This window comes from Kitasatospora sp. NPDC038210 (assembly GCF_055600605.1).
This window is the reverse complement of record NZ_JBVJYK010000018.1, coordinates 1-19,715: the sequence shown is the minus strand read 5'-3', so window position 1 is coordinate 19,715 and position 19,715 is coordinate 1. Positions and strand designations below refer to the sequence as shown.

Genomic DNA, 19,715 nt, shown 5'->3' with positions numbered 1-19,715 from the left:
CGGGAGCCGTCAGAGCGCCTTCGGCCCGGCCCGGCGGTTCGGGGACGGAAGCCGTTCCGGTTCTGCAGCTCGCGAAGGTCACCGGCCGCGCGAGGGGTGGGAGGCCGCCGTGACAGCGGAGGGGACACGCGGCGGCGGCACCGGAGGGTGGCTGAACAGGGAGGAGGGGGCGGCGCTGCGCCGCAGCGCCGCCGCGGTCCGTGCGGACTGCGCGGGGGAGTTGAGGGTGCGCTCGGCGGCCCGCACCACCGGGGCCAGGGCGGTGGTGTGCCGGTTGTCCCACTGCTGGAGGGCGGTGTGGACCGGGCCGAGAGCCTCTGCGGCGTCGGTGAGGACGTACGGGGCGCCGTGCCGGTCGCCGGTGCGGGCGACGAGCCCGTCCGCCTGCATGCGGTTCAGCCGGGTTGCGGCGAACTGCTCGGAGGTGCCGAGGCGTTCGGCCAGCTGGGGCAGGCGCATGCTCCCGTGCTCCGCGAACAGGCGGACCGTCTCGGTGGTACCGGGCAGCTGCAGGCGCTGCAGGGCGTCCTCGATCCGGTCGTACCGGCCCTGCGGGGTGTGATCGATGTGGTCGGACGACCACTGGGCGAGCGCGCGGTAGACCGGGCCGAGCGTGCGGGCGGCGGACGAGAGCCGGTAGGGCGCCGCCCGGTCGAACGCGCCGTCGCGGGTCACCAGGCCGGCCTCGGACATCGACGCCAGCCTCTTGCTGACGTACGACGGGGACAGCGCGGTGAGGTGCTGGGCGACGTCGGCAACCCGCATCTCCGGGCCGTACTTGGCGACCGTGTGGACGACGTGGGTGGTCCACTTCGGCGCGATCCGGTGCAGGACGGCCTCGACGCGCTGCGCGTCGGCGGTGCTCATGGGAGTGGTCTGGGCGGACATGGCCGGGAGTTCCTTGCTCAACGGGTACGGGTGGAGACGGAGGGCTGGGCCGCTCCTGGCGAGGGCACGGCCTGGGCGGGACCGGCCGCAGCGGGGGTGATGGTGCGGTAGAGGGCGGCGACCTGGCGCAGCCGCTCCGTGCGGGCGGCGGCGCCGGCCGCTATGCCTTCGGGGGTGAGCGAGAGCATGTGCCCCATCCGGGAGGCGGAGGTGTTGGTGTTGACGGCGACAAGGCCGGCGCCGATCAGCCGCTCTACCGTCTCGGCCTCGATCGGGGCGCCGAGACCGGAGCCCCAGATGACGTGCTTGTCGCCGTGAGCGCTCTCGCGCAGCCACAGGTCCCCGTGCTCCATCTGCCGCAACGCCGTCCGGGCGAGGCCCTGTTCGTCGTCCCATACGGTGGTGGCGGGTCGTGCTTGCCGGTTGGCCGGGGCCGTGGCGCCGGTGGTGTGCGCGGAGTCGCGACGGACCTGCGGCGCGGAGGTCGGCCGCTCGGCCTCGGTGCCGCGCTCGTAGACACCGAGGACCTTGTCGAGCTGCCCGTAGGCGGCTCCCCTGCGGGCGGTGAGCAACTCGACCTGGAGCCCCGCGGACTGGATGATGCCGTTGACGCCGCGCATGCTCGCGTGGTCGCCACGGGCGATCGGCTGCAGGCGCTCGATCACCGTCTTCGCCCGCTCGGTGAGGTCCTGGTGGAGCCGGTCGACGTCCCGGGCGCACGAGGCGACCACCGAGGCGAGGTGGGCCAGCGGGCTCTGGTACGGGTGCCGACCGGGGAGGTCCTGGGCATCGCCGGCACCGAGCCGCTCGTAGACGAGGTGGGCGCCCGGGTGGGTGTGGGGGTCGTGCGGGTTCACCGGGTCTCCTCCATCCGGGTGAGGAGGGAGCGGACCAGGGTGGGCAGGCTGTCGGGGCCGTCGCCGTCGAGGCGTACGGCGCTGACCGACTCGTCCAGGAGGCGGTGGGCGTCCTCGGTCAGCGCGCCGATGATCTCCGTGCACGCTTCCGTGAACTCCGCGCGGGCGAGCAGGGCCCGGTCCAGGAGCTGGAGGTAGAGGCCGGGCGGCAGGGCGGCCTCGGCGGCGACAGCGGCGATGGTCTCCCGGTCCTGCGGTGCGAAGGCCGACAGGTCGATGTCGGAAGCGCCGCCGTCGTCGTCGGCCGGGTGGTCGGCTTCGGCGATCAGGGCGTCGGCGGCCTGGGTGAGGTCGGCGAGCGACTCGGTCAGCCAGCCCAGGGCGGAGACGTAGGAGGCGAGGGTGAACAGGGAGGCGGGGGTGGTCGGCAGACGTGCTTCCAGCAGGTTCTCCAGCCGGTCGGCGAGCGCGTCGATCGCCTTCGGCCCGGCGGTGAGCGGCCCGAGGACGGGGTGGAGGTGGGAGCGCGAGGGTGAGGCGGGGGGCTGAGCCGTGGCGATGCCGGAGACGGCCTCGGCGGCTTCGACGAGCCAGACGGCGAGGTCGGTGTGCGTGGGGGTGGCGGTGGTCATCATCGGGCCCTTCGGGCGGCGGCGCTGGGGGCGAAGCCGGGGGAAGCGGTGGTGTAGGCGGGGCTGGCGCTGCCGGCCTGTGCCGGGCGGACGGACTGGGCGCGGGCGGCTCGCACGCGGGCTTCCTCGGCCGGGCCGAGGCTGGTCGGCAGGTTGAGCCCGGTACGGCCCAGGCGGTTCTGGGCGGAGCGGTACACCTGGTAGTCGAGCCGGGGGCCGGCGGCGACGAGGTGGACCTCGCGCCGGTGCTGGGAGGTGGGCGGGGCGTCACGGAACTGCACGACCAGGCGGTGGCTCGCGAACTGGTCGCCGACGCCGAGGTAGACCTTGTGGCAGCCCTCCAGCCGGCCTTCGAGGCGCTTGGCGACCCGCTCGCCGTGGACGAGGTCCTGCAGGTGCAGCAGCGCCTGGTCGCGGACGGCGTCAGGGAGCTGGCGCAGGTCGGAGATCGCGTCGGGGTGGGCGGAGAAGGCGAACTTGGCGCGGCTCACAGCGAGCGCCCCCGATCGGGCTGCGCGAGGGCGGCTGCCGCGGGTGCGGCGGCCACGATCTCGGCGACGCCGGGAGCGGTCGGGGCGGCGCTGCGGGCGAGCGCGGCGCGGGTGCGCAGCGCGTCGGCTCCGTTGCGGTACTCGGGAGGCTCGGGCAGCGGGGTGTTCCGCTCGGCCAGCCACGCCTCGGCGCCGGCACGGTCGGGGAAGGCGCCTTCGCGGATGGTGTAGGTGTTCTGCTCGGCATCGGAGTGCTCGATGAAGAGCCGGACGGGCAGTTCGGCGGCGTTCCTGTCCGTGACCATGGTCCACGCCTCGCCCGGACTCTCACGGGCGGCCGTGAGGTCGATCAGGTCGTAGCGCTCGCCGGCGCGGTGGATCTGGTCCTCGATCCGGTAGGTGAGCTCGTCGGCGCCGATGAGGTCGCCGTCCACGGTCATCGCCGCGGGCGGGCAGCCCCGTTCGGCGAGCCACTTCTGTGCGAACGCCACGTTGGCGTGCGCGGCGCCGTCCAGTGCGAAGGTGCCCTCGGCCTGGTCGCGCCGGACGTCGAACGTGAAGAGGTCCGGCAGGCTCCGTCCCGGGCCCCACGCGGCCCCGTTGTCGAAGGCGATCAGGTAGCTGTGATCGCCGACGTCGTGCCGCGTCAGCAGGTCGAGGTCGCTCTCCCCGGCGATGTCCCGCAGGAGGCCGGAGCGCTCGTCGGCGGGCGAGAGGCCGCCGAGGTCGAAGTCGAGGCCGGCGCTCATGCGGCGAGTCCCAGCTGGTCGGGGGTGGACAGGATGCGGTGGGCGGGCCGGGACGGGCTGGTGGCGCACGCCGCGAACGGGCCGTCCGGTGCGCGGAGCTGGGCGATGGCGTGGTCGAGGTGGTCGCGGTGCCAGGTCGAAGGGCCGCTCTGGCCGGCCTCGGCAGCGGTCAGCTGCTGCCAGGCGAGCCACAGCGCGTGGAGGCGGGCGACGGCCTCGGGGTGCTCGTGCCACTTCGCGCACCAGGGGCGGGTGGAGCCGATCTCCCGGCCGTAGACGGGCAGCAGGATGTGGGTGACCCAGAACGAGAGCTCGGCCAGCTCGGCGGCGTACTCCGCGCCGCCCATGGCGAGGATGAACAGCGCTGGGGCGGAGCCGGGTTCGTCCCCGGCCACGGGGTCCGGCCCGGCCGGGCCGGACCCCGTCTCGTCGTCGGCCTCGGAGCCGAGGCGGTCGAGGATCACGCCGTGCTGGCGGACCTCGGCCATCGTGCGGGTCAGGGCGCTGACGAGGTCGTCGAGGTCCTCGTCGGCGATGCGGATCGGCGCGGGCTCGGGGGAGCCCGGCGTCGGGACGGACTCGGACATGGCACATCCAGGGGATTCGGACGGACGGGGAAGACGAGGCCGGAAGGTCTTCTTCGGGTCATGGCAGGGCTCCGGTGAAGCGCGGTCGTGGGAGACAGAATCCGCAGGATCGACGGTTTGGTCGGGCCGCCGATTCGTGCTAGGCGCAAGCCAGTTGGGTGCCGTGCTCCTGCACGAGGCGCAGGCCCAGGGCGACGGCGTCGGCGAGGGTTGCGGTGAGCGGGTGGCCGGAGGCGGCGAGCTTGGCGGGGTGGTGCAGCCCGCCGGTGTGCAGCACCGCGTACGCGCCGGTGGCGTGGGCGGCGTCCGCGTCGTCGACGGCGTCGCCGACCAGCAGCACCCGCTGCGCCTGCCCGGCGAGGCCGAGGGCTTCGAGGTGGGCGGCGAGTGGGGCGGCCTTGGTGCCGCCCGAGGGACCGGTGCGGCCCTCGAAGCGGGTGAAGAAGTGCCCGATACCGCTCTGCTCGACCTCGCGCACGAGGGTGTCGTGCGGGCACAGGGACAGCAGCGACTGGGTGTGGCCGGCCTCGCGCAGGGCGGTCATCAGCTCGACGGCGCCCTCACGCACCCGCACCGGCCGGGTACGCAGGTGCTCCAGGAAGGCGCTGTCGCTGGAGACCCACTCCTGCTCGGTGATCGTGCGGCCGAGCAGGCGGGCGTAGAAGTCGGGGATCGGCACGGTGTGCTTGGCCCGGTACGTCTCGCGGTCGACCGGTGCGCCGCCGAGGGCGGGCAGGGTCTCGTTCAAGGCATCGACATGGTCGTCGAGGTCGTCCTTGACCGTGCCGTTCCAGTCCCAGACCACGTGCATGCGGGTGGCGGGAGTTGCGACAGCGAAGAGGGTGGTGTTCACGGCAGTGTCCTTCGGGGTGAGCGCGGGGGTCAGGAGGAGAGGCGGTCGTTGAAGCGGTGCAGCAGCCACAGCGCGGCACCGGCCCCGGCGAGTGGGACGGCGGCGACGAGCAGCGGGCCGGCGGTGTCGGCGAGGGAGGCGAGGGCGGTGCCGGTGGCCTGGCCGACGCCGATGCAGGCGATCAGCCAGGCGAACGCCTCGGTCGCTTCCCCCTCGGGGGCGAGCCGGTCGACGGTGAGGAACGCGGCGGTCAGCAGCGGCGCGAGGAAGGTGCCGGGCAGCACGGCGCCCAAGACGGCGACGGCGGGCGCGGGGTCGGGCAGCAGCGGCAGCCAGCCAGCCGCGAAGCCGGTCGAGGCTGCGACCAGGTGCTTGGCGGGGGCGCCGGGCCAGGCGTGGCGGCCGTAGGCGAGGCCGCCGAGCATGCTGCCGATGGACAGCGCGGCCGGCATCACCCCGGCCAGCCACCCGGCGTGGTGGCGCTCAGCGGCGGACAGCGCCAGGACGTTGACCGCGCCGAGCGCGACACCGGTGCCGATCAGCGCGGCGAACAGCACCCGAAGACCCGGCACCCGCAGCGGCCCCGTCCAGTGCACCGCCTCGGTGAACTCCGCCGGCGTCCAGGCGCGGGAGGGGCGGGCGGTGACGACCAGGCCGGTGCCGAGCAGGCCGAGCGCCGCGGTCGCCACCAGCGCGGTGGTCGCTCCGGCACCGGCCGCGAAGCCGGTGGCCAGCAGCGGACCCGCGACGAACACCAGGCCCTGGGTGCTGCTGTCCAGCGAGAGCGCGGTGCGCTGGCGTTCGGCGTCGGGCAGCAGCACCGGCCACAGCGCCCGAAGACCTGCCTCCAGCGGCGGCGTCGCCAGCCCCGCCACCAGCACGGTGAGCGCGGCGAGCACCGGGTGGCGCACCGGGCCGGTGCACGGCAGCAGCAGGAACGCCGTGCTCACCGTGGCCGTGGCGGCGACGAGGACCTGGGTCTGGCCGTGGCGGTCGACCAGGCGCCCGAGCAGCGGCTGCCCGAGAGCGGAGGCGAGACCGTACAGGGCGCCGAGGGCTCCGGCCAGGGCGAGCGGGCCGTGCTCGGCGCGCACCAGCAGCAGGATCGCGATCGGCGCCATGCCGGTGGGCAGGCGGCCGACCAGGGTGCCGCCCAGCAGGCGGGCGACGTGCGGCGAGCCCAGGACAGCGCGGAATCCGCTGTCCTGGGCCCGGTCGCAGGCGGTGGTGGTGCTCAAGGAGAAGGTCCTTCGGTCGTACGGCCGGCGGCGCGCGGGCGCGCCGGACCGGGGCATGCGCAGGCATGACAGCCCCCTCGGGTCGGTGCGGCTGCGGGGAGAAGAGTCTGCGGATTCCGGGATTTGGTACGGCCGGGGAAAGGAGGTAGAAGCCCCTCACCCGTTACGGCAGCGCGGGCAGCGGGGGATGGGCGGTGCCAGCAACTCCATTGCCTTGACTGCCTGTTGGGGAATGACGCCATTGCCGAGTGCGGTGAGCTGGGCTGGACGGCCGAGTCCCGGGGTGGCGGTCACCCAGCCCGGATCGAGCCCTTGCATCCACTCGACGAACTCCGCGCGGAGCTTGCCGCCCTCGTCGGTGGCCGCCGGCGCCGGGCGGGTGAGCGTCTCCCATCGGGCGACGGCGCCGGCGTACGGCCCCCATCGCTCGGGGTCGAGTCGTCCGCTGCCTCCTCCGCCCACAAGGTCAGGGCGCCCGCCGCCGAGGCTGGTGAGGCCGGGCGCCAAGGTGCGCGCGAGGCCGGGGGCCGGGGTGAGGAGGGCCGAAGCCGGGCCGCCGCCGATGGCAAGGTCAGGTCCCCGCCGCCGTGCCGCTGGTTCGGTGAACCCTTGATCCCGTCCGACGCTTTCGGGGTCGGCAGGAGCCACTCCACCTCGTCCGCCAAATTCGGACCATGGCCCCCGCGCTTCCTCTTCTCGGGGTGCTGCGAGCCGCCGTTCGTCGCGATGTTGGACGTGGGGGTCTTGAGCAGCGCCGTAGTCGGCGGGCCAGGCGGTGAGGAAGACCCTGGCCCGGTGGTGGGGTGCGCCGACGTCGGAGGCGCGAAGCACGAGCCATCGCGCGTCGTACCGGAGCTGGGCCAGGGTGCCGAGTACGGCGCCAAGTGCCCGCAGATCAGACTGAGCTGGGTCGTCTCCCAGACACCACGGGCAGCGTTCCACGTCGCCAGCGGGGGCGGCGACGGCAGGGGAGGTGAGCAGTCCTCGTACATTCTCGACCACCAGGAGGTGCGGGCGCAGGGCCTCGACCGCACGCGCCACGTGCAGCCAAAGGCCCGATCGGGTTTCGGCGTTGAGTCCGGCGCGACGGCCGGCGACCGAGACGTCTTTGACAGGGGAAGCCCGCCGTGAGGACGCACACCCGCGGAACGTCGGACCAGTTGACCGTGGTGACGTCGCCCAGGTTCGGCACGTTCGGCCAGTGCCGGGCCAGGATCGTGGAGGCGCCGGGGTCGACCTCGGCGTGCCAGGCGACGGAGCCGCCGAACGCGGCCAGCACCCCGAGGTCGAGCCCCCCATACCCAGAGCACAGGCTCCCGATCAGCGGCCCGGGGACGGCGGCCGTGTGCTTCGGCGTCACCGCCGGTTCCGGGCGGTGTGGGCCGAAGGCGCGGGCGGGGCTGGCGCGGAGCCATTCCGATCTGCTGGAACGGATGGGGTGGCGTTGACCGATCGGTTGGTGGCGGCTTGCTGACGAGCTCCGGAGGACGGTGGCGGGATCTGCTGGGCCGTCTGAGTCAGGATCTGAGCGCCGTGGCGGAGTTCGGCGCGGGCAGTCTCGATGGCGCGCTCGATCCTTCGGACCGAGTCCTCGCGGGACCTCTGAACCACGGGGTGCTGGTGCTGTTCGGCCGTCTGGCCGAGGAGGGCGAACTGCCGGGCGACCGTTCCGAGGGCGGCGGAGGCTTCGCCGAGGCTGGTGACGGCTTCGGCGTACGCCATGGCGGCGCGGGTCGTATCGAGGTGCACGGGCTGCTTGGCGGCACGGACGGCGAAGTCGCCGCCCAGCTCTCGGATGAGCGTGCCGAGCGCGACAATCTGCTGGCTGACCTGCGCGGCATCTGGCACCTCGGCCGGTCCGGTGGCGGGAAGCAGCGCTTCCTGCTGCTGCAGGGCGCACGCCCGGGTGTGAAGGGCGAGCGCCTCGCTGATGGGGGTGTTCACAGGAGGCTCCGGTGGGGGTGGGTGGGGCTGGTGCGCTCGTGGACATGGAGCGAGGCCGGTGCGGCGGTCGGCACACGATCCGGTGTCGGGCTCGCGCGGGTACGGGGGCGGCCGGGGCTTCGCGCGAGCGCGGCTTGGATGCGGGCGGCCTGGTCGGTGGCGGCCGGGGGCGGTGCGGGAGGTGAGGTGGCGGTGCGCCAGCGGGCCCGTACCTCGTCCAGCGGGCCGAGGGCGTGCAGCGCGTGGCCGATCAGCTGCCCGGGGGCGAGGCGCTGGTCGTCGGCGTGGGCGGCGATCTGCTGCGCGGCGCTGGCGGCGGTGCGGGTGAGGGAGGAGCGCAGGAGCTGCTCGCCCAGCCACTCGGCCGAACCCGCCGCCCCGTCGCGCAGCACCGGCGTGAGCTGCTCCTCGGTGAGCGTGCCTTCGGAGAGCAGGCCGCGCCGTTGGGCCTCCCACAGCGTGGTGACCGGGTCGATCGGCTCGCCCCGGTGGTGGAGCGCACCGAGGCAGCGGTAGAGCTGGCCGTGGCCGGGATGGGCGAAGTCCTGGGGGCGCAGCCAGTCGAAGACCTCGCCGATCGCGCCGTTCTGGTGGACGAGCAGGGACAGCAGGAACTGCTCGTCCTCCGCCTGGGCCGCCGCGGGCGGCTGTCCGGCGGCAGGAAGTGGAGAGGTCCTCGGGGCGGTGGCCCGGGGGCGGGTTCCCCAGCGCTTGGCGAGGTCGTCCAGGACGCCCGCGAGCACGTCGGCCTGGGCGGCGGTGCCGTGGACCTCGTGCTGCCCGGCGTCTTCCCGGGCGACGGCGAGCAGGCGGGCGGCGTGCTCGGCGACGGTGCGGTGGATTGACCCCTCCAGCACCATCCGCCCGTACAGCGGGGCGTGGGCGGGGCGCGGGCAGGCGGCGACGAGGGTGTGCAGGTAGGAGGCGGTGAGCCCACGCACCTGCTGGCCGGCCTCGGCGAGGGCATCGGTCAGCCACGCCACCGGCACCGATCCCTGCGTGCCGAGGGCCGGATGGTCCTCGGCACGGAGCTTGCGCAGTGCGGCGAACAGCGCCTGGTGGCCGGGCCGGTAGAAGTCGCGAGGCTCCAGCCAGTCGAGGCCGCCGAGCTGGCCGGGGTCGAGCAGCACCGCCCCGAGGACGGCCTGCTCGCCGGTGAGCAGCGGGTCCATCACCGGCTCCGGCGGCGACGGTCGACGCGGAGCTGGGCCACCGCGCGGTCGGCGGCGGCCTTCGCTGCGGCGAAGCGGTCCAGCTCGCCGGTGAACGTCGGGTCGGTGGCCAGGATCGAGCCTTCGCCGGTGATCAGCCACCACTGGCTGCCCCGGCGGACGACCGGCGCCCCAGTCAGCGGAGCCGGACGGCGAGGGGCAGCAGGCGAGTTGGTGTCGGACATGAAGACCCTCCGGAGAGTCGAGCGAGTCATCGGCTTCGGCGGGCGGCGGCCGGGCCTGCCGCCGCGCCGGCACCGGGCCGGACCGGCAGCGACGCGGTCCGGCCTGCGGTGCGGGAAGGGGAGGAGGTGGCGGCCCGGACCCGGGCCTGGTCCGGCGTCTCGCGCACGGCCTGGGCGGTGTCAGCGAAGCGGCGCCAGGCGTACTCGCTACGGTCCCAGGACCCAGTCGCCGGCGGCGGTCATGAGCGCCGGGGCGAGGGCGCCGACCTCGTCAGCGGTCGCGGAGCCGAAGGCGAGCAACTGGCCCTGCACGGACCACAGGTCCAGGTACCAGTCCTCGCCGCCCATCGGGTACGCCTTCACATGGGCGCCGGAACCGGCGTCCTGGAAGGCCCATAGGCGCCCCAGGTCGCTCCAGCCGGGGCCGGCGAACGACGGTGCGGATACCGGCACCTCGGGCCTGGGGCCGGCGCGGTCGGCGACCTCGAACACCGCACTGGGCGGCTCACCGGCGAGCACGTCCTTGACCAGGCCCAGTACCTCGGCGCCCTCCAGGCCCGGCCGCCCCTCCAGCACGCCGACGACGCTGTGCACGGACCGCAGGGTGGCGCGGGCACCGTCCGGGTCGACGAGGTTCTCGGCCGGGCCCGCGTCCCTCAGCTGGTGGGCCACCCGCACCCCGACCGAGCGCAGGTCCTCCAGCTGCTGCACGCCGGGGCGGTCCGGCAACTGCTCCACGCGGTAGAGGAGTTCATGGAAGGGTCGCATGTGCTGGCGCACCGCGTCCTGCGCGACGCGGTCGGCCTGGCCCTTGAAGGAGGCGACGGCCGCCGTACGGACCTGCTCGTCGTGCTTGCGCAGGGAGGTCAGCAACGACATGTAGCGGTCGCGGGTGTCGATCTGCTCGCGCAGCACCGACTCGTACGCGGCATTGAGCAGGTCGAGGTCGGAGAGCGCGGCGGACGGTTCGCCGGAGCGCTCGGCCTGCTCGCGCAGCGCGGCGACGCGGTCGGCGACGGGGGTGTTCCAGACGCTCATGCCGCCAGCCCGAAGGAGTCGTGGCCGACGCTGACTGGCTGGCCGGCGCGGCAGGCCCAGGGCGAGCAGCCGTCCGCGTCACCGGCCTCCAGCTCGGCGTCCGCGAGCGCGTCGAAGACGTCCGTCTGACGGCCCGCCCACTCGTGCGCGGTGACCCGGTCGATCGGCGCCTCGTCCAGGGGCCGGCGGCTGCGGTGCAGGTACGCCTGTCCCAGCAGCGGGGTGCCCTCGGCGGTCGCCCTGGCGTTGCCGTTGCGGATGGCGCGGTCGAAGGCGACGACGTCCTGCCACTCCTCGGGCGAGCCGTCGCGCAGGGCCCGCCACTGGGCGTTGCCGTGGAACGGGCACCCCAGGCAGCTCGACTTCGGTGTGGACTCGAAACCGCGCGAGCGCAGCAGCCGCAGGCAGTCCGCGCGGGAGAACCCCTCCTCGATCAGAGGGAAACGATTCTTCATGTAGGCGACGTCCGCGTCCTTCGCCCGGTGGAACTCGTCCGTGGAGATGCCGATCCACTGCTCCACGAACACCCCGGCCGGCACCCGCTGCGGGTACGGGTGGCCGAGCATGGCACGGACCTGCTCCTTGATCGGCTTGATCTTGTACTGGCCCGTGCACTGGCGACGTGAAAGCCCCTCGGTGCCTTGGGGGTTGAGGATGTGCAGCGGCATCGACGCGAAGTGCTTCGTCGGGTCGAGGGCGTCGTCGCGGATGTTGCCGGAGGAGACCCGCAGGATCGGGATGCCGGCGGGCTCGGCGACCTCCCGCTCGATCCGGTCGAGGTGCGCGTAGACCGTGCGCGGTTCCCAGCCGGTGTCAGCGAAGATGGCGGCATCGAGGCGGGGAAGATGGCCTTCGGCGGCCAGGAGCAGCAGCGCGCTGCTCTGTACTCCGGCACCGAGTGAGAGAACTCGCAGGGCGGGAGCGGTCGTTGTGGTCACGGAAGCGTCCTTGGCGTGGGCGGGTGGAGGTGGCACACCCGGGCGAAGCGGAGGAGGAGAAGCGGCGCCGACCGAAGAAGGGCGGACTCCTGGTCGGCGCCGCCGGGTGGGGCCGGTCAGGCCGAGCGGGTGAGGTCGTCGAGGCCGGCGCCGCCCTTGGCGAGGGCGCGTTCGGTGATGGCCTTGGTCGCGCGGGCGGAGGCCGGGCCGATCTCCTTGGCGGAGCGCTCCTTGTACCAGGGCTTGAGATCGAGCATCGCCACCTTCATGCCGGTCGCGAAGAGCAGGATCTTGCCCTTGGGGAGCGCGCGGATCTCGTCCGGGGGCAGGATGCGCTCGGTGCGCATCGACACCGAAGTCGACTTGCCGCTGCCGCTGCCGCTGCCGGAGTCGGACACGGAGACGGTCTGCACGTCGTGCTCGCCGATCTGCCGCGACAGCTTGTCCGCGAAGTCGGCGTCGTCGATGCCACTGCCGATGATCTTGACGGTGGCGGCGGACCACAGGGCGTCCATGCCGGCCTCGCCCCAGCAGCGCTGCCCCTGCCTGTAGCTCTGCAGGATGGTGATCGGGATGACGCCCCGGCTGCCGAGATGGGAGTACAAGTCCGGCAAGTCCGAAATTTTGCACACGTTGGCGGCCTCGTCGAGGACGCACAGTGCGGGCGGGTCGAGCCGCCCGCCGCTGCGTTCGGCGACGATGACGGCCGCGCGCATCACCGCGTCGGCCGCTGCCGCGATGATCGCGCTGGCGGAGCCGCCGCCGTCCTTGCTGAGCAAGAACAAGGTGTCCCGGCTGGAGGCGAAGTCGAACGGCTTGAACTCCGGTAGGCCCTTGGTGGGGGTGACCCAGGCGGCGATCTCCGGGTCCAGCAGGCAGCTGGCGTACTGCCGCGCCGTTTCATAAATCCCGTCCCTGGTCTCGGTGGCGCCGGTGACGGTGCCCTGGAGCTGGGCGGCGACCGCGTGGTGCCCGGCATCGGTCAGCAGGTCGACGGGGGTGCGGTCGGAGGGCGAGGCGAGCCAGGCCAGCACGTCGGTGATCGGGCGGCGATGACTCGCAGCCGCCAGGAACAACGACCCGAGGGTGTTGCTCGCCGCGGTCGACCAGAAGTCGGAGCCGCTGGACTCGTCCACGCTCGCGGTCACGAAGTGCCCGGCCAGGCGCTTGGCGCCGGCGAGGTCACGGGCGTCCGCGAGGATGTCCCACCACATCTCGCGCGGATGGTGCGCGATCTGCTGCGGGTCGAGCGTCCAGACCGTACCGACCTTCGCGCGGGCGTCGACACAGGCCGTGAAAGCGTCGTTAGCGGCCTTATTACTGGTCAACAGCACGGGGCCGGGGGCGGAGAGGATCGCGGGGATCGCGATGCCCGAGGTCTTCCCGGAGCGCGGCGCCATGATGGCGACCATCACGTCCTCCCACGAGGCCCGGACCTCGGCCCTGCCCGGGGAGAGCGTGCCGATCAGGATGCCCCGGTCGTTCGGCTCGACCTCTTTTACACTCCCGGCCGTTCAGGCTCGGGCGCAGGCTGCGGGCCTTCTTGGTGATCTCCTTCTCCAGGAGCGGAGCGATGTCCGCCTTGCGCGCCAGGCCGCTCCTGGTTCCGGAGCGGTGGCGCAGCCACAGCACCAGGACGGTGCCGGTCAGGGCGAGGGTCAGGGCGCCGGGGACGATGCGGGCGCCGACCAGGACGGCAGTCGGGCCGAGGTGGGGCCACAGCTGCTCGGGGTGAAGGAGGGCTTCGGTGGCGTGGAACGGCACCCAGGGGCCGGACCCGAAGAGGTAGTTGGTGAGGTTGCCAGTCAGCCAGGCGAGGGAGCCAAAGGCGAGGGCGGCGCCGACGACGGCAAACAGGAGATAGAGGAGCGCGTCCGAGCCGGAGGTGGTCGACGGCGCGCCGGTGCGCGGGGTGGGCAAGAGGGCGTCCAGGGGTGCGAGCGGGCGGCGGGCGGGGCGCGCTCGGCTCTCGTACGGATCACGGTGCTTCACCTCAGGAGACGGGACTGGCGGAACGTTTCAGCTTGTGCGGGCACCAGGCCGGACCGGCGCCGCCGCGGGTGCGCCGGCCTGGACGGGGGCCGCCTTGGCGGTGGCGGAGGGGAAGGTGCGGCGGGTGGCGGCGAGCCGCTGCTCCTCGGCCTGGACGATGCAGTTCTGGCCGACGTACCCGACGACCAGGTGAGGGTCGATTCCGACCCGGTACCCGGCGTCGTCCAGAATGGCGGCTGCCGTGGAGGCCGCAGCGGGCTGGTCAGCGCCGGGAATGTCCGGGGGGCAGGTGGTAGCAGCAGGACCCGTGCGGGTCGGAGGCGGTGAAGCCGCACTGGCGCAGGACGTCGTGGATCTGTTCCGGGGCGTCGGTGCGGCAGTAGGCCCGGACCACCGCGTCGGAGCGGCGGACGATCTCGACGTCGGTGCCGAACGCGTCGGCCAGGGTGCGCATGATCGTGTTTCTTTCGGGTCGGTCTGTGGGGCAGGCGGTTTCAGCGGGCTCGGCCGGCGGGCCCCGCCGATGCGGCCGGTACGGACGGCACCCGGGTGGGGACAGCGAGTGGGCCGGTGGACTTGGGTGCCGGGGCGGTAGCGCTGCGGGCGAGCGCGGCGCGGGTGCGGAGGAGATCGGGGGGCTGTACCGGGTGGCCCGGTCCGGGCTGTGCGGGCGCAGCGCCGAGGGTCCGCAGGTCGCTGAGGGTGTCAGCGAGTTCGGCCTCGGCGGTGCTGATCAGTTCGGCGCCGGAGGAGAGGCGGTCGGACAGCTCGTACTTGTCGGGGGCCAGGCCGGCGACCTGTTCGGCCGCCGCTTCCAGTGCTTCCCGCAGCCGGGTGAGGACGCCGTCGTCGGGGTCGAGGAGTTGGCCCAGTGCCATGGCGGCGTCGGCGGCGCTGGAGGCGCCGCGGATCTGGTCGGCCAGCTCCAGGACCTGCCGACCTGCGACCTTGAGACCCTGCGGATCGGTGGGGGTGGCCAGGAGGCCGCTGTCGAGCCTGGGGTCGAGGTCGACGTTGTAGCGGGCGGCACGCAGCATCTCGGCGGCGTGCGTGGCGACGGCGATTCGGTCGGCACGGGTCGTGGTGGTGGGCAGCCGGTGCCGGCGCCCGTGCCAGTCCTGGATCTGCTTGAACCCGGCGTGGCGCAGCAGGGTGGCCGACAGGTCGTCGCTGGAGCCCTTGGCGACGACACTGCCGCTCGGTTCGGTGCCGATGGTGATGTACGGGGCGGGCATCCGGTAGTCCTTGGCGGTGGTGACGGAGGGGACGCTCCGGGGTAGGTGGCCGAGATCGGCGGCGATGCGGTTGCACTCGGCCTGCACGTGGAAGGCGTCGCGGTAGGTGCTGTGGATGCGGCCGTCCTCCCGCACGACGGTGGCGACGATGTGCACCGAGTGGTCGAAGGTGCGGATCGCGGCCCACCGGCAGCCGTTCGGGTCGCCGGAGGGGGCAAGCCCGGCGGCGGTGACCAGGCGCCGGGCGACGTCGGCCCACTGGGTGTCGCTCAGGTCCGGGTGCCGGGGGTCGGAGCGCACCGAGCACAGCCACACCGGCCGCTCCGGTGCGCGGGCGCCGATCCGCTGGGCGGGGGCGTCCAGCACGTCGCCGCCCAGGACCTCCTGAGGGTCGCCGACCAGGGGCAGCTGATTGTCGGCGCCCCGGTACTCGGCGCCGATCAGCCTCGGACGCAGTCGGTGGCGGGGGTCGTCCGGGCCGTAGAGGGCGGGGATCAGCGCGGTCGTGGTGGCGGCGCGCTGCAGGTGGGCGATCACGGCGTCCCCTCTCGGACGGTGGTGGCGGGCCCCGATGGCCAGGCTGGGAGCTGCGGTCGGCCGCGTGCTTCCGTGAGCGTCAGCGCCGAGCAGTGAGCCCGTGGTCACGGGCGAAGTCCTCGCAGGCGAAACGCGCCCAGTGCTGGTCGTTGTGCAGCCGGGCCCAGCGGCCGTCCTGGCGGATGACGGTGGCGACGAGGTCGAGCTGGTCGCCGGTGTTGCGCAGGGCCACCCACCGGCAGGCGTCGGGGTCGTCGTCCGGTTCGATGCCGGTGGCGTCCAGCACCTTCCACGTCAGTTCGAACCACTGGTCGTCGGTGAGCGCGGCCCGGCCGTTGCTGCGGATCGAGCAGTGCCAGGTCAGGAGTCGGGACGGGGTGTGGCCGGTGCGCGGCTTGCGCAGCGCCAGCGGCTCGTCCAGCAGCGCCGCCAGGTCCGGCAGGACGATGTCCTCCTGGTCGGGCGGGCCGGGCGACCACGACGCCAGCAGGTAGGACTCGAAACCGGGATCGGCGCCGTTCAGCACGGCGAGCAGATCGGTGGTGCTCTCGGTGCGCCGCACGGTGCAGGACAGCGGGGAGGAGGACATCGCGGGGGCTTTCGGATTGTGGTGAAGGGGGCGGGAGTTGGTGAGGTGCGCCGCGTCTGGGGAAGGCGCCGGCAGGTCAGACGAAGGGATTCTCGGTCGGCCGGTCGGTGTCCACGGCCGCCTCCAGCAGCTCGGGCAGGTCGCCGGGTTCGCAGGCGCGCTGGTCGATCCACCAGCCGGCGCGGGTGATCGTGCGGGCCTGGTCCTCGATCAGCTCCCACTCGGGTTCCGCCATGCCGGCGTCGAGGACGAGCGCGTTGTACGCGGCGGCGAGGACCTGGTGGCGACACCGGACGCCCCAGGCGATGCCCTTCTCGGTGCCCTCCAGCGGCGGCATCCGGTACTGCCTGGACCAGTTGTCCGACTCGGCCTGCTCGGCGGCGCGCTTGGCCTCCAGCCACGCCGACTTCTCGGCCTCGTCACCGGCCTTCGCCGCGCGCCAGCAGTCGGTGCACTCCTGCTTGGCCAGCCACTCGGCGAAGCCGGCCCGGCGGTCGGCCGGACGGTCGCCGAGGTCGCGGTCGGCCTCGTGCCCGCACGAGTGGGTGATCTGCCAGACCTTCTTCACGGCCATGCGCTCTGCTCCTTCGGGGTGGGGGTGGTCAGCGGGCGCGGGCGAACGCGATGCGCGGGTCGACCGCCGCCGGCGGCGGGCTCACGGGGGCGGGTGCCTTGAGTGCGGCCTCGTTGACGCGGAACTTGTGCGTGGTGAACGCCTGCTGGGCCGGGGTGCGCCGGGCGGAGACCTCCTCGGCGAGGCCGGGAAGCATGGCCACCTGGAAGTGGCCGCGCTGCAGCCCGACCGTGGTGCGGGCCACCGCGTCGAGCGTCTCGGCCCGGGTGCCGGCCGGGGGCAGGTAGACGTCCAGGTCCCGGTGATGGCGCCAGCCATCGGTCTCCAGGAATATGCCCGGGTTGAAGGGCAGGTCGTCGTTGACGGCGGCGACGATGCCCAGGCTCGGGTGCTCGGCGATGGCGACGTCCGGACCGGTGCCCGGCGCGGGGGCACGCTGTGGCTTGGCAACGTCCGGAGTGGCGTGCGCCTGCCGCGCTTGCACCCGGTGCTGCCGGTCGGTGTTCCCCGCGGACAGGGCCATGTCGGTGTCGACCTGGTAGCCGGCGCCGGTGAGCAGCTTGGCGGCCCAGGCGGCGCGCTCGGGAGCTTCGCGGTGCTGGTCGGTGAGCGTGAAGAGCTTCGGGTTGCCGGGCAGACGCTGGAAGTCGAGGCGTTCCAGCATCCACTCGGCAGCGGCCGACTGGGTGGGCAGGGAGGCGACGACGCCGTGGGTCGGGTGGTGTCCGATGGCGACGTCGGGCAGCGGGATGGGTTCGGCAGCAGGCACGGTGGGGCTCCGCTTCGCTGGTACGGGCTGGGGTGGCCGGGGCCCTGAGGACGGCTTCCGGCGGAGCTGATGATGCGGAGAACCGGGAGTTTGGCCCGGCCGGAATCTGCTGGTAGAGCGCATGCTCGCCGGGCCGGGTATCACGCATCCGGAAGTGTCGGTGCCGCAGGATCGGGGCGCTCTGGCCCCGGAGGCGGCTGATGCGGATGAGGGCGGCCGCGACCCGCTCCTCGCCGTCCGGTGCGAGGAGCGAGCCGTCCGTGGTGGACCCGCGGGTTCAGGATTCTCGAACCCAGCGGCTTACGCGGCCATGCGGAAGTCGGTGTCGTAGAGAGCTCGTTCGCGGCTGTGGAGGAGGTGCTGGACGATGAAGGAGAGCGAGGCGACCTTCCACAGGCCCCGGCCGCGGGTGAGGGCGGCGATGGCCTGCGCCTCGACGCCGGTCAGGCCGAGCAGGGCCATGGCGGCGGGGATCTGGTCCGGTTCCTGGCGGTAGATGATCCGGGTCGAGCAGTCGGCCAGGAGGCCCTCGGCGAGGACGCGCCCGCGCGAGCCGGCGTCGCCGGCGGAGAGCAGGTCGGAAAGCCGGTGGAGGATCAGCAGGTTGGCGATGCCCAGCCCGCGGCTGAGCTTCCACTGCTGCTGCATGCGCTCCAGCAGGCCGACGTGCCGCATGATTCGCCATGCCTCGTCGTAGATGACCCACCGCCTGCCGCCGGAGGGGTCGGCGAGGGCGGCCTCCATCCACGCGCTCGCGCAGGTCATCGCGAGGACGAGGGCGGTGTCGTCGCCGCTGCTGCCCAGGCGGGACAGGTCGATGGAGAGTATCGGCGCGTCCGGGTCGAACGTGACGGTGGACGGCGCGTCGAACATCCCGCTGAGGTCGCCGTGGACCAGGCGGCGAAGGGCGTGGGCGAGGTCGTCGGTGGCGTGGCCGAGGCTTCCGGCCTGGCCGCCGAGGGCGGCGTCGAGGCGGTCGGGACGGCCGAGGACGTGGGCGATGTCGCCGAGCAGCGGCACCGTGCCTGCAGCGTCGGCGTCGGCGACGACCAGGTCGAGTGCGACGTCGAGGCCGGTGTGCTCCATCGGCAGCAGGTCGCGCTTGAGCACGGTCGCCGCGAGGCTGGCTAGCAGCAGGAGGCGGCGCTTGCGGACCTCGGTGCGCCAGTCCTCCTCGCTCACCTCGGCGGGTCGCTGCGGTGCGTCCAGCGGGTTGAGGCGCCCAGGGAGGCCGGGTCCGAGGGCGATGGTCTGCCCGCCGAGGGCCTGGGCCAGCCCGGTCCACTCACCCTTCGGATCGGAGGGGACGTAGATCTTGTAGCCGTGGGCGACGGCGCGGGTGGCGATGGACTTGGCGAGGGCGCTCTTGCCCATGCCGATGACCCCGCACAGGATCGCGTTCGGGTTCGTGAACCCCTCTATTCGGCCGCTGTTGTAGAGCGCGAACGGGTCGTAGCAGAAACTGCCCTCGGCGTGGAGGTCGCGGCCGATGAAGATGCCCTCGGCGCCGAGGCCGGCCTCCGCGAGGAAGGGGTAGGCCCCCGAGGCGGTGGCGGTGGTCAGGCGGTGCTTGGGCAGTCGAAGCTTGCCGCCGCGGGCGGAGGCGGGGCCCGGCCGGCCGGCAGCCGGGTAGACGGGCTGGAGATCCGCATCGGGGCCGCTGTTCCGAGGACGCTCGGCGGCGGGCTGCACGTGGCGGGCCTTGGTACGGGCCTGGGCGAACTCGGCACGGGCCGCGCGCTGTTGGGCGCGGGTGCTCTTGCTCGGGACGAACAGGTGGGAGGCGGTGGCGCGGTTCCTGGGCATGATCACGGATTCCGGGGTGATGGGTCAGCGGCGGACGAGGCCGGTGAACGGGGCGTGCAGGTCGGCGGGAGTGGTGCGACGGCGCACCAGGTGCGCGGTCTCCTGGTGGCGGCGGCAGACGCTCAGCTCCGGCGCGCCCTCGGGCAGGCGGGCGCGGCACGCGTCGGGGCCGGGGACCTCGCCGCTGCCGGGCCGGGGCGAGGCGTGGTAGGCGGCGTGGAGGTGGTCGGCGGCCTGCCACAGGCGGGTGCGCGCGGCCTTGAGGTGGTCGCCCTCGTTCGGCAGCAGCGGCGCGGTGCGCTGGGCATGGGCGTCGAGGAGGCCGTGAAGGGCGACCAGGTGCTCGTGGAGCGAGTCGAGTTCGGCGCGGGAGGCGACCAGCGGGCCGGTCGGGATGTTGAGCGCGCGGTGGAAGTCGATCGCGGCGGTCGCGTACGGGACGAAGTCCTGCGCGACGGAGGTGGTGGCCGGCATCAGGTGCTCTTTCGGAAGGCGGGAGGGCCGGCATCAGGCGGCTCTACCTTCTGAGCCGGGTTGATCGGGCCATTCGTAAGGTTGGGTCGCCCAGGGGTTCTGGGTGTGGCTATCAGGCGGCTGCCGTT

20 protein-coding genes and 3 pseudogenes are annotated in these 19,715 nt (G+C 73.6%); all 23 read right to left on the bottom strand.

Annotated features, from left to right (window positions below; genetic code table 11):
- Positions 1–78: 78 nt before the first annotated feature.
- The 23 genes and pseudogenes from ACZ7KX_RS30365 to ACZ7KX_RS30255 all read right to left on the bottom strand — a co-directional run bounded on the left by ACZ7KX_RS30365 (position 79) and on the right by ACZ7KX_RS30255 (position 19,587).
- Positions 79–888, bottom strand: coding sequence for a winged helix-turn-helix transcriptional regulator (locus ACZ7KX_RS30365; RefSeq protein ID WP_470329253.1), 810 nt, complete (start codon positions 886–888; stop codon positions 79–81).
- A gap of 17 nt (positions 889–905) precedes the next feature.
- On the bottom strand, positions 906–1,745 hold the full coding sequence (locus ACZ7KX_RS30360; RefSeq protein WP_470329252.1) for a hypothetical protein: 840 nt from the start codon (positions 1,743–1,745) through the stop codon (positions 906–908).
- Positions 1,742–2,380, bottom strand: a complete 639-nt coding sequence (locus tag ACZ7KX_RS30355) for a hypothetical protein (RefSeq protein ID WP_470329251.1) — start codon at positions 2,378–2,380, stop codon at positions 1,742–1,744. The genes ACZ7KX_RS30360 and ACZ7KX_RS30355 overlap by 4 nt, the downstream gene beginning before the upstream one ends.
- The gene (locus ACZ7KX_RS30350) at positions 2,377–2,868 is read right to left on the bottom strand and encodes a hypothetical protein (protein WP_470329250.1); all 492 of its coding nucleotides are present in this window, start codon (positions 2,866–2,868) and stop codon (positions 2,377–2,379) included. The genes ACZ7KX_RS30355 and ACZ7KX_RS30350 overlap by 4 nt, the downstream gene beginning before the upstream one ends.
- Positions 2,865–3,617: a glycosyl hydrolase gene (locus tag ACZ7KX_RS30345; RefSeq protein WP_470329249.1), complete on the bottom strand. Its 753-nt coding sequence runs from the start codon at positions 3,615–3,617 to the stop codon at positions 2,865–2,867. The genes ACZ7KX_RS30350 and ACZ7KX_RS30345 overlap by 4 nt, the downstream gene beginning before the upstream one ends.
- A complete protein-coding gene (locus ACZ7KX_RS30340; RefSeq protein ID WP_470329248.1) occupies positions 3,614–4,204 on the bottom strand; it encodes a DUF4913 domain-containing protein in 591 nt (196 codons plus the stop codon). The genes ACZ7KX_RS30345 and ACZ7KX_RS30340 overlap by 4 nt, the downstream gene beginning before the upstream one ends.
- Positions 4,205–4,343: 139 nt before the next feature.
- Positions 4,344–5,057 carry an HAD family hydrolase gene (locus tag ACZ7KX_RS30335; RefSeq protein WP_470329247.1) on the bottom strand — a complete coding sequence of 238 codons (714 nt, stop codon included), beginning with the start codon at positions 5,055–5,057 and terminating at the stop codon, positions 4,344–4,346.
- A gap of 29 nt (positions 5,058–5,086) precedes the next feature.
- On the bottom strand, positions 5,087–6,295 hold the full coding sequence (locus ACZ7KX_RS30330) for an MFS transporter (protein ID WP_470329246.1): 1,209 nt from the start codon (positions 6,293–6,295) through the stop codon (positions 5,087–5,089).
- Between the two features lie 156 nt (positions 6,296–6,451).
- A pseudogene (locus ACZ7KX_RS30325) lies at positions 6,452–7,351 on the bottom strand (DNA cytosine methyltransferase); the annotation flags it as partial.
- Between the two features lie 121 nt (positions 7,352–7,472).
- Positions 7,473–7,574, bottom strand: a pseudogene (locus ACZ7KX_RS30320) (DNA cytosine methyltransferase); the annotation flags it as partial.
- Between the two features lie 77 nt (positions 7,575–7,651).
- On the bottom strand, positions 7,652–8,239 hold the full coding sequence (locus ACZ7KX_RS30315; protein WP_470329245.1) for a hypothetical protein: 588 nt from the start codon (positions 8,237–8,239) through the stop codon (positions 7,652–7,654).
- Positions 8,236–9,411: a DnaB-like helicase N-terminal domain-containing protein gene (locus ACZ7KX_RS30310; protein ID WP_470329244.1), complete on the bottom strand. Its 1,176-nt coding sequence runs from the start codon at positions 9,409–9,411 to the stop codon at positions 8,236–8,238. The genes ACZ7KX_RS30315 and ACZ7KX_RS30310 overlap by 4 nt, the downstream gene beginning before the upstream one ends.
- Complete coding sequence (locus tag ACZ7KX_RS30305) at positions 9,411–9,635, bottom strand: hypothetical protein (protein WP_470329243.1); 225 nt, start codon at positions 9,633–9,635, stop codon at positions 9,411–9,413. Before ACZ7KX_RS30305 ends, ACZ7KX_RS30310 begins: the two co-directional genes overlap by 1 nt.
- Positions 9,636–9,842: 207 nt before the next feature.
- Positions 9,843–10,673, bottom strand: a complete 831-nt coding sequence (locus tag ACZ7KX_RS30300) for a hypothetical protein (RefSeq protein WP_470329242.1) — start codon at positions 10,671–10,673, stop codon at positions 9,843–9,845.
- Complete coding sequence (locus ACZ7KX_RS30295; RefSeq protein WP_470329351.1) at positions 10,670–11,545, bottom strand: adenine nucleotide alpha hydrolase family protein; 876 nt, start codon at positions 11,543–11,545, stop codon at positions 10,670–10,672. The genes ACZ7KX_RS30300 and ACZ7KX_RS30295 overlap by 4 nt, the downstream gene beginning before the upstream one ends.
- 182 nt (positions 11,546–11,727) lie before the next feature.
- A pseudogene (locus ACZ7KX_RS30290) lies at positions 11,728–13,531 on the bottom strand (type IV secretory system conjugative DNA transfer family protein).
- Between the two features lie 334 nt (positions 13,532–13,865).
- Positions 13,866–14,057, bottom strand: a complete 192-nt coding sequence (locus ACZ7KX_RS30285; RefSeq protein WP_470329241.1) for a hypothetical protein — start codon at positions 14,055–14,057, stop codon at positions 13,866–13,868.
- 40 nt (positions 14,058–14,097) lie between these two features.
- The gene (locus ACZ7KX_RS30280; RefSeq protein WP_470329240.1) at positions 14,098–15,375 is read right to left on the bottom strand and encodes a hypothetical protein; all 1,278 of its coding nucleotides are present in this window, start codon (positions 15,373–15,375) and stop codon (positions 14,098–14,100) included.
- Between the two features lie 79 nt (positions 15,376–15,454).
- Positions 15,455–15,964, bottom strand: a complete 510-nt coding sequence (locus ACZ7KX_RS30275; protein ID WP_470329239.1) for a hypothetical protein — start codon at positions 15,962–15,964, stop codon at positions 15,455–15,457.
- Positions 15,965–16,040: 76 nt separating this feature from the next.
- Positions 16,041–16,538 (bottom strand): hypothetical protein, encoded by a 498-nt coding sequence (locus tag ACZ7KX_RS30270; RefSeq protein WP_470329238.1) that lies wholly within the window; start codon positions 16,536–16,538, stop codon positions 16,041–16,043.
- Positions 16,539–16,566: 28 nt separating this feature from the next.
- Positions 16,567–17,307: a hypothetical protein gene (locus ACZ7KX_RS30265; RefSeq protein ID WP_470329237.1), complete on the bottom strand. Its 741-nt coding sequence runs from the start codon at positions 17,305–17,307 to the stop codon at positions 16,567–16,569.
- Positions 17,308–17,607: 300 nt separating this feature from the next.
- Positions 17,608–19,113, bottom strand: a complete 1,506-nt coding sequence (locus ACZ7KX_RS30260) for an ATP-binding protein (protein WP_470329236.1) — start codon at positions 19,111–19,113, stop codon at positions 17,608–17,610.
- 24 nt (positions 19,114–19,137) lie between these two features.
- A complete protein-coding gene (locus ACZ7KX_RS30255) occupies positions 19,138–19,587 on the bottom strand; it encodes a DUF6238 family protein (protein WP_470329235.1) in 450 nt (149 codons plus the stop codon).
- Between the last annotated feature and the right edge of the window lie 128 nt (positions 19,588–19,715).

Bases quoted from the DNA above. Each gene is read 5' to 3' on its own strand.
- ACZ7KX_RS30340 (WP_470329248.1), bottom strand. From the start codon at position 4,204: ATGTCCGAGTCCGTCCCGACGCCGGGCTCCCCCGAGCCCGCGCCGATC.
- ACZ7KX_RS30270 (WP_470329238.1), bottom strand. From the start codon at position 16,538: ATGGCCGTGAAGAAGGTCTGGCAGATCACCCACTCGTGCGGGCACGAG.
- ACZ7KX_RS30255 (WP_470329235.1), bottom strand. From the start codon at position 19,587: ATGCCGGCCACCACCTCCGTCGCGCAGGACTTCGTCCCGTACGCGACC.
- ACZ7KX_RS30300 (WP_470329242.1), bottom strand. From the start codon at position 10,673: ATGAGCGTCTGGAACACCCCCGTCGCCGACCGCGTCGCCGCGCTGCGC.
- ACZ7KX_RS30355 (WP_470329251.1), bottom strand. From the start codon at position 2,380: ATGATGACCACCGCCACCCCCACGCACACCGACCTCGCCGTCTGGCTC.
- ACZ7KX_RS30365 (WP_470329253.1), bottom strand. From the start codon at position 888: ATGTCCGCCCAGACCACTCCCATGAGCACCGCCGACGCGCAGCGCGTC.
- ACZ7KX_RS30305 (WP_470329243.1), bottom strand. From the start codon at position 9,635: ATGTCCGACACCAACTCGCCTGCTGCCCCTCGCCGTCCGGCTCCGCTG.
- ACZ7KX_RS30310 (WP_470329244.1), bottom strand. From the start codon at position 9,411: ATGGACCCGCTGCTCACCGGCGAGCAGGCCGTCCTCGGGGCGGTGCTG.
- ACZ7KX_RS30285 (WP_470329241.1), bottom strand. From the start codon at position 14,057: ATGCGCACCCTGGCCGACGCGTTCGGCACCGACGTCGAGATCGTCCGC.
- ACZ7KX_RS30345 (WP_470329249.1), bottom strand. From the start codon at position 3,617: ATGAGCGCCGGCCTCGACTTCGACCTCGGCGGCCTCTCGCCCGCCGAC.
- ACZ7KX_RS30260 (WP_470329236.1), bottom strand. From the start codon at position 19,113: ATGCCCAGGAACCGCGCCACCGCCTCCCACCTGTTCGTCCCGAGCAAG.
- ACZ7KX_RS30275 (WP_470329239.1), bottom strand. From the start codon at position 15,964: ATGTCCTCCTCCCCGCTGTCCTGCACCGTGCGGCGCACCGAGAGCACC.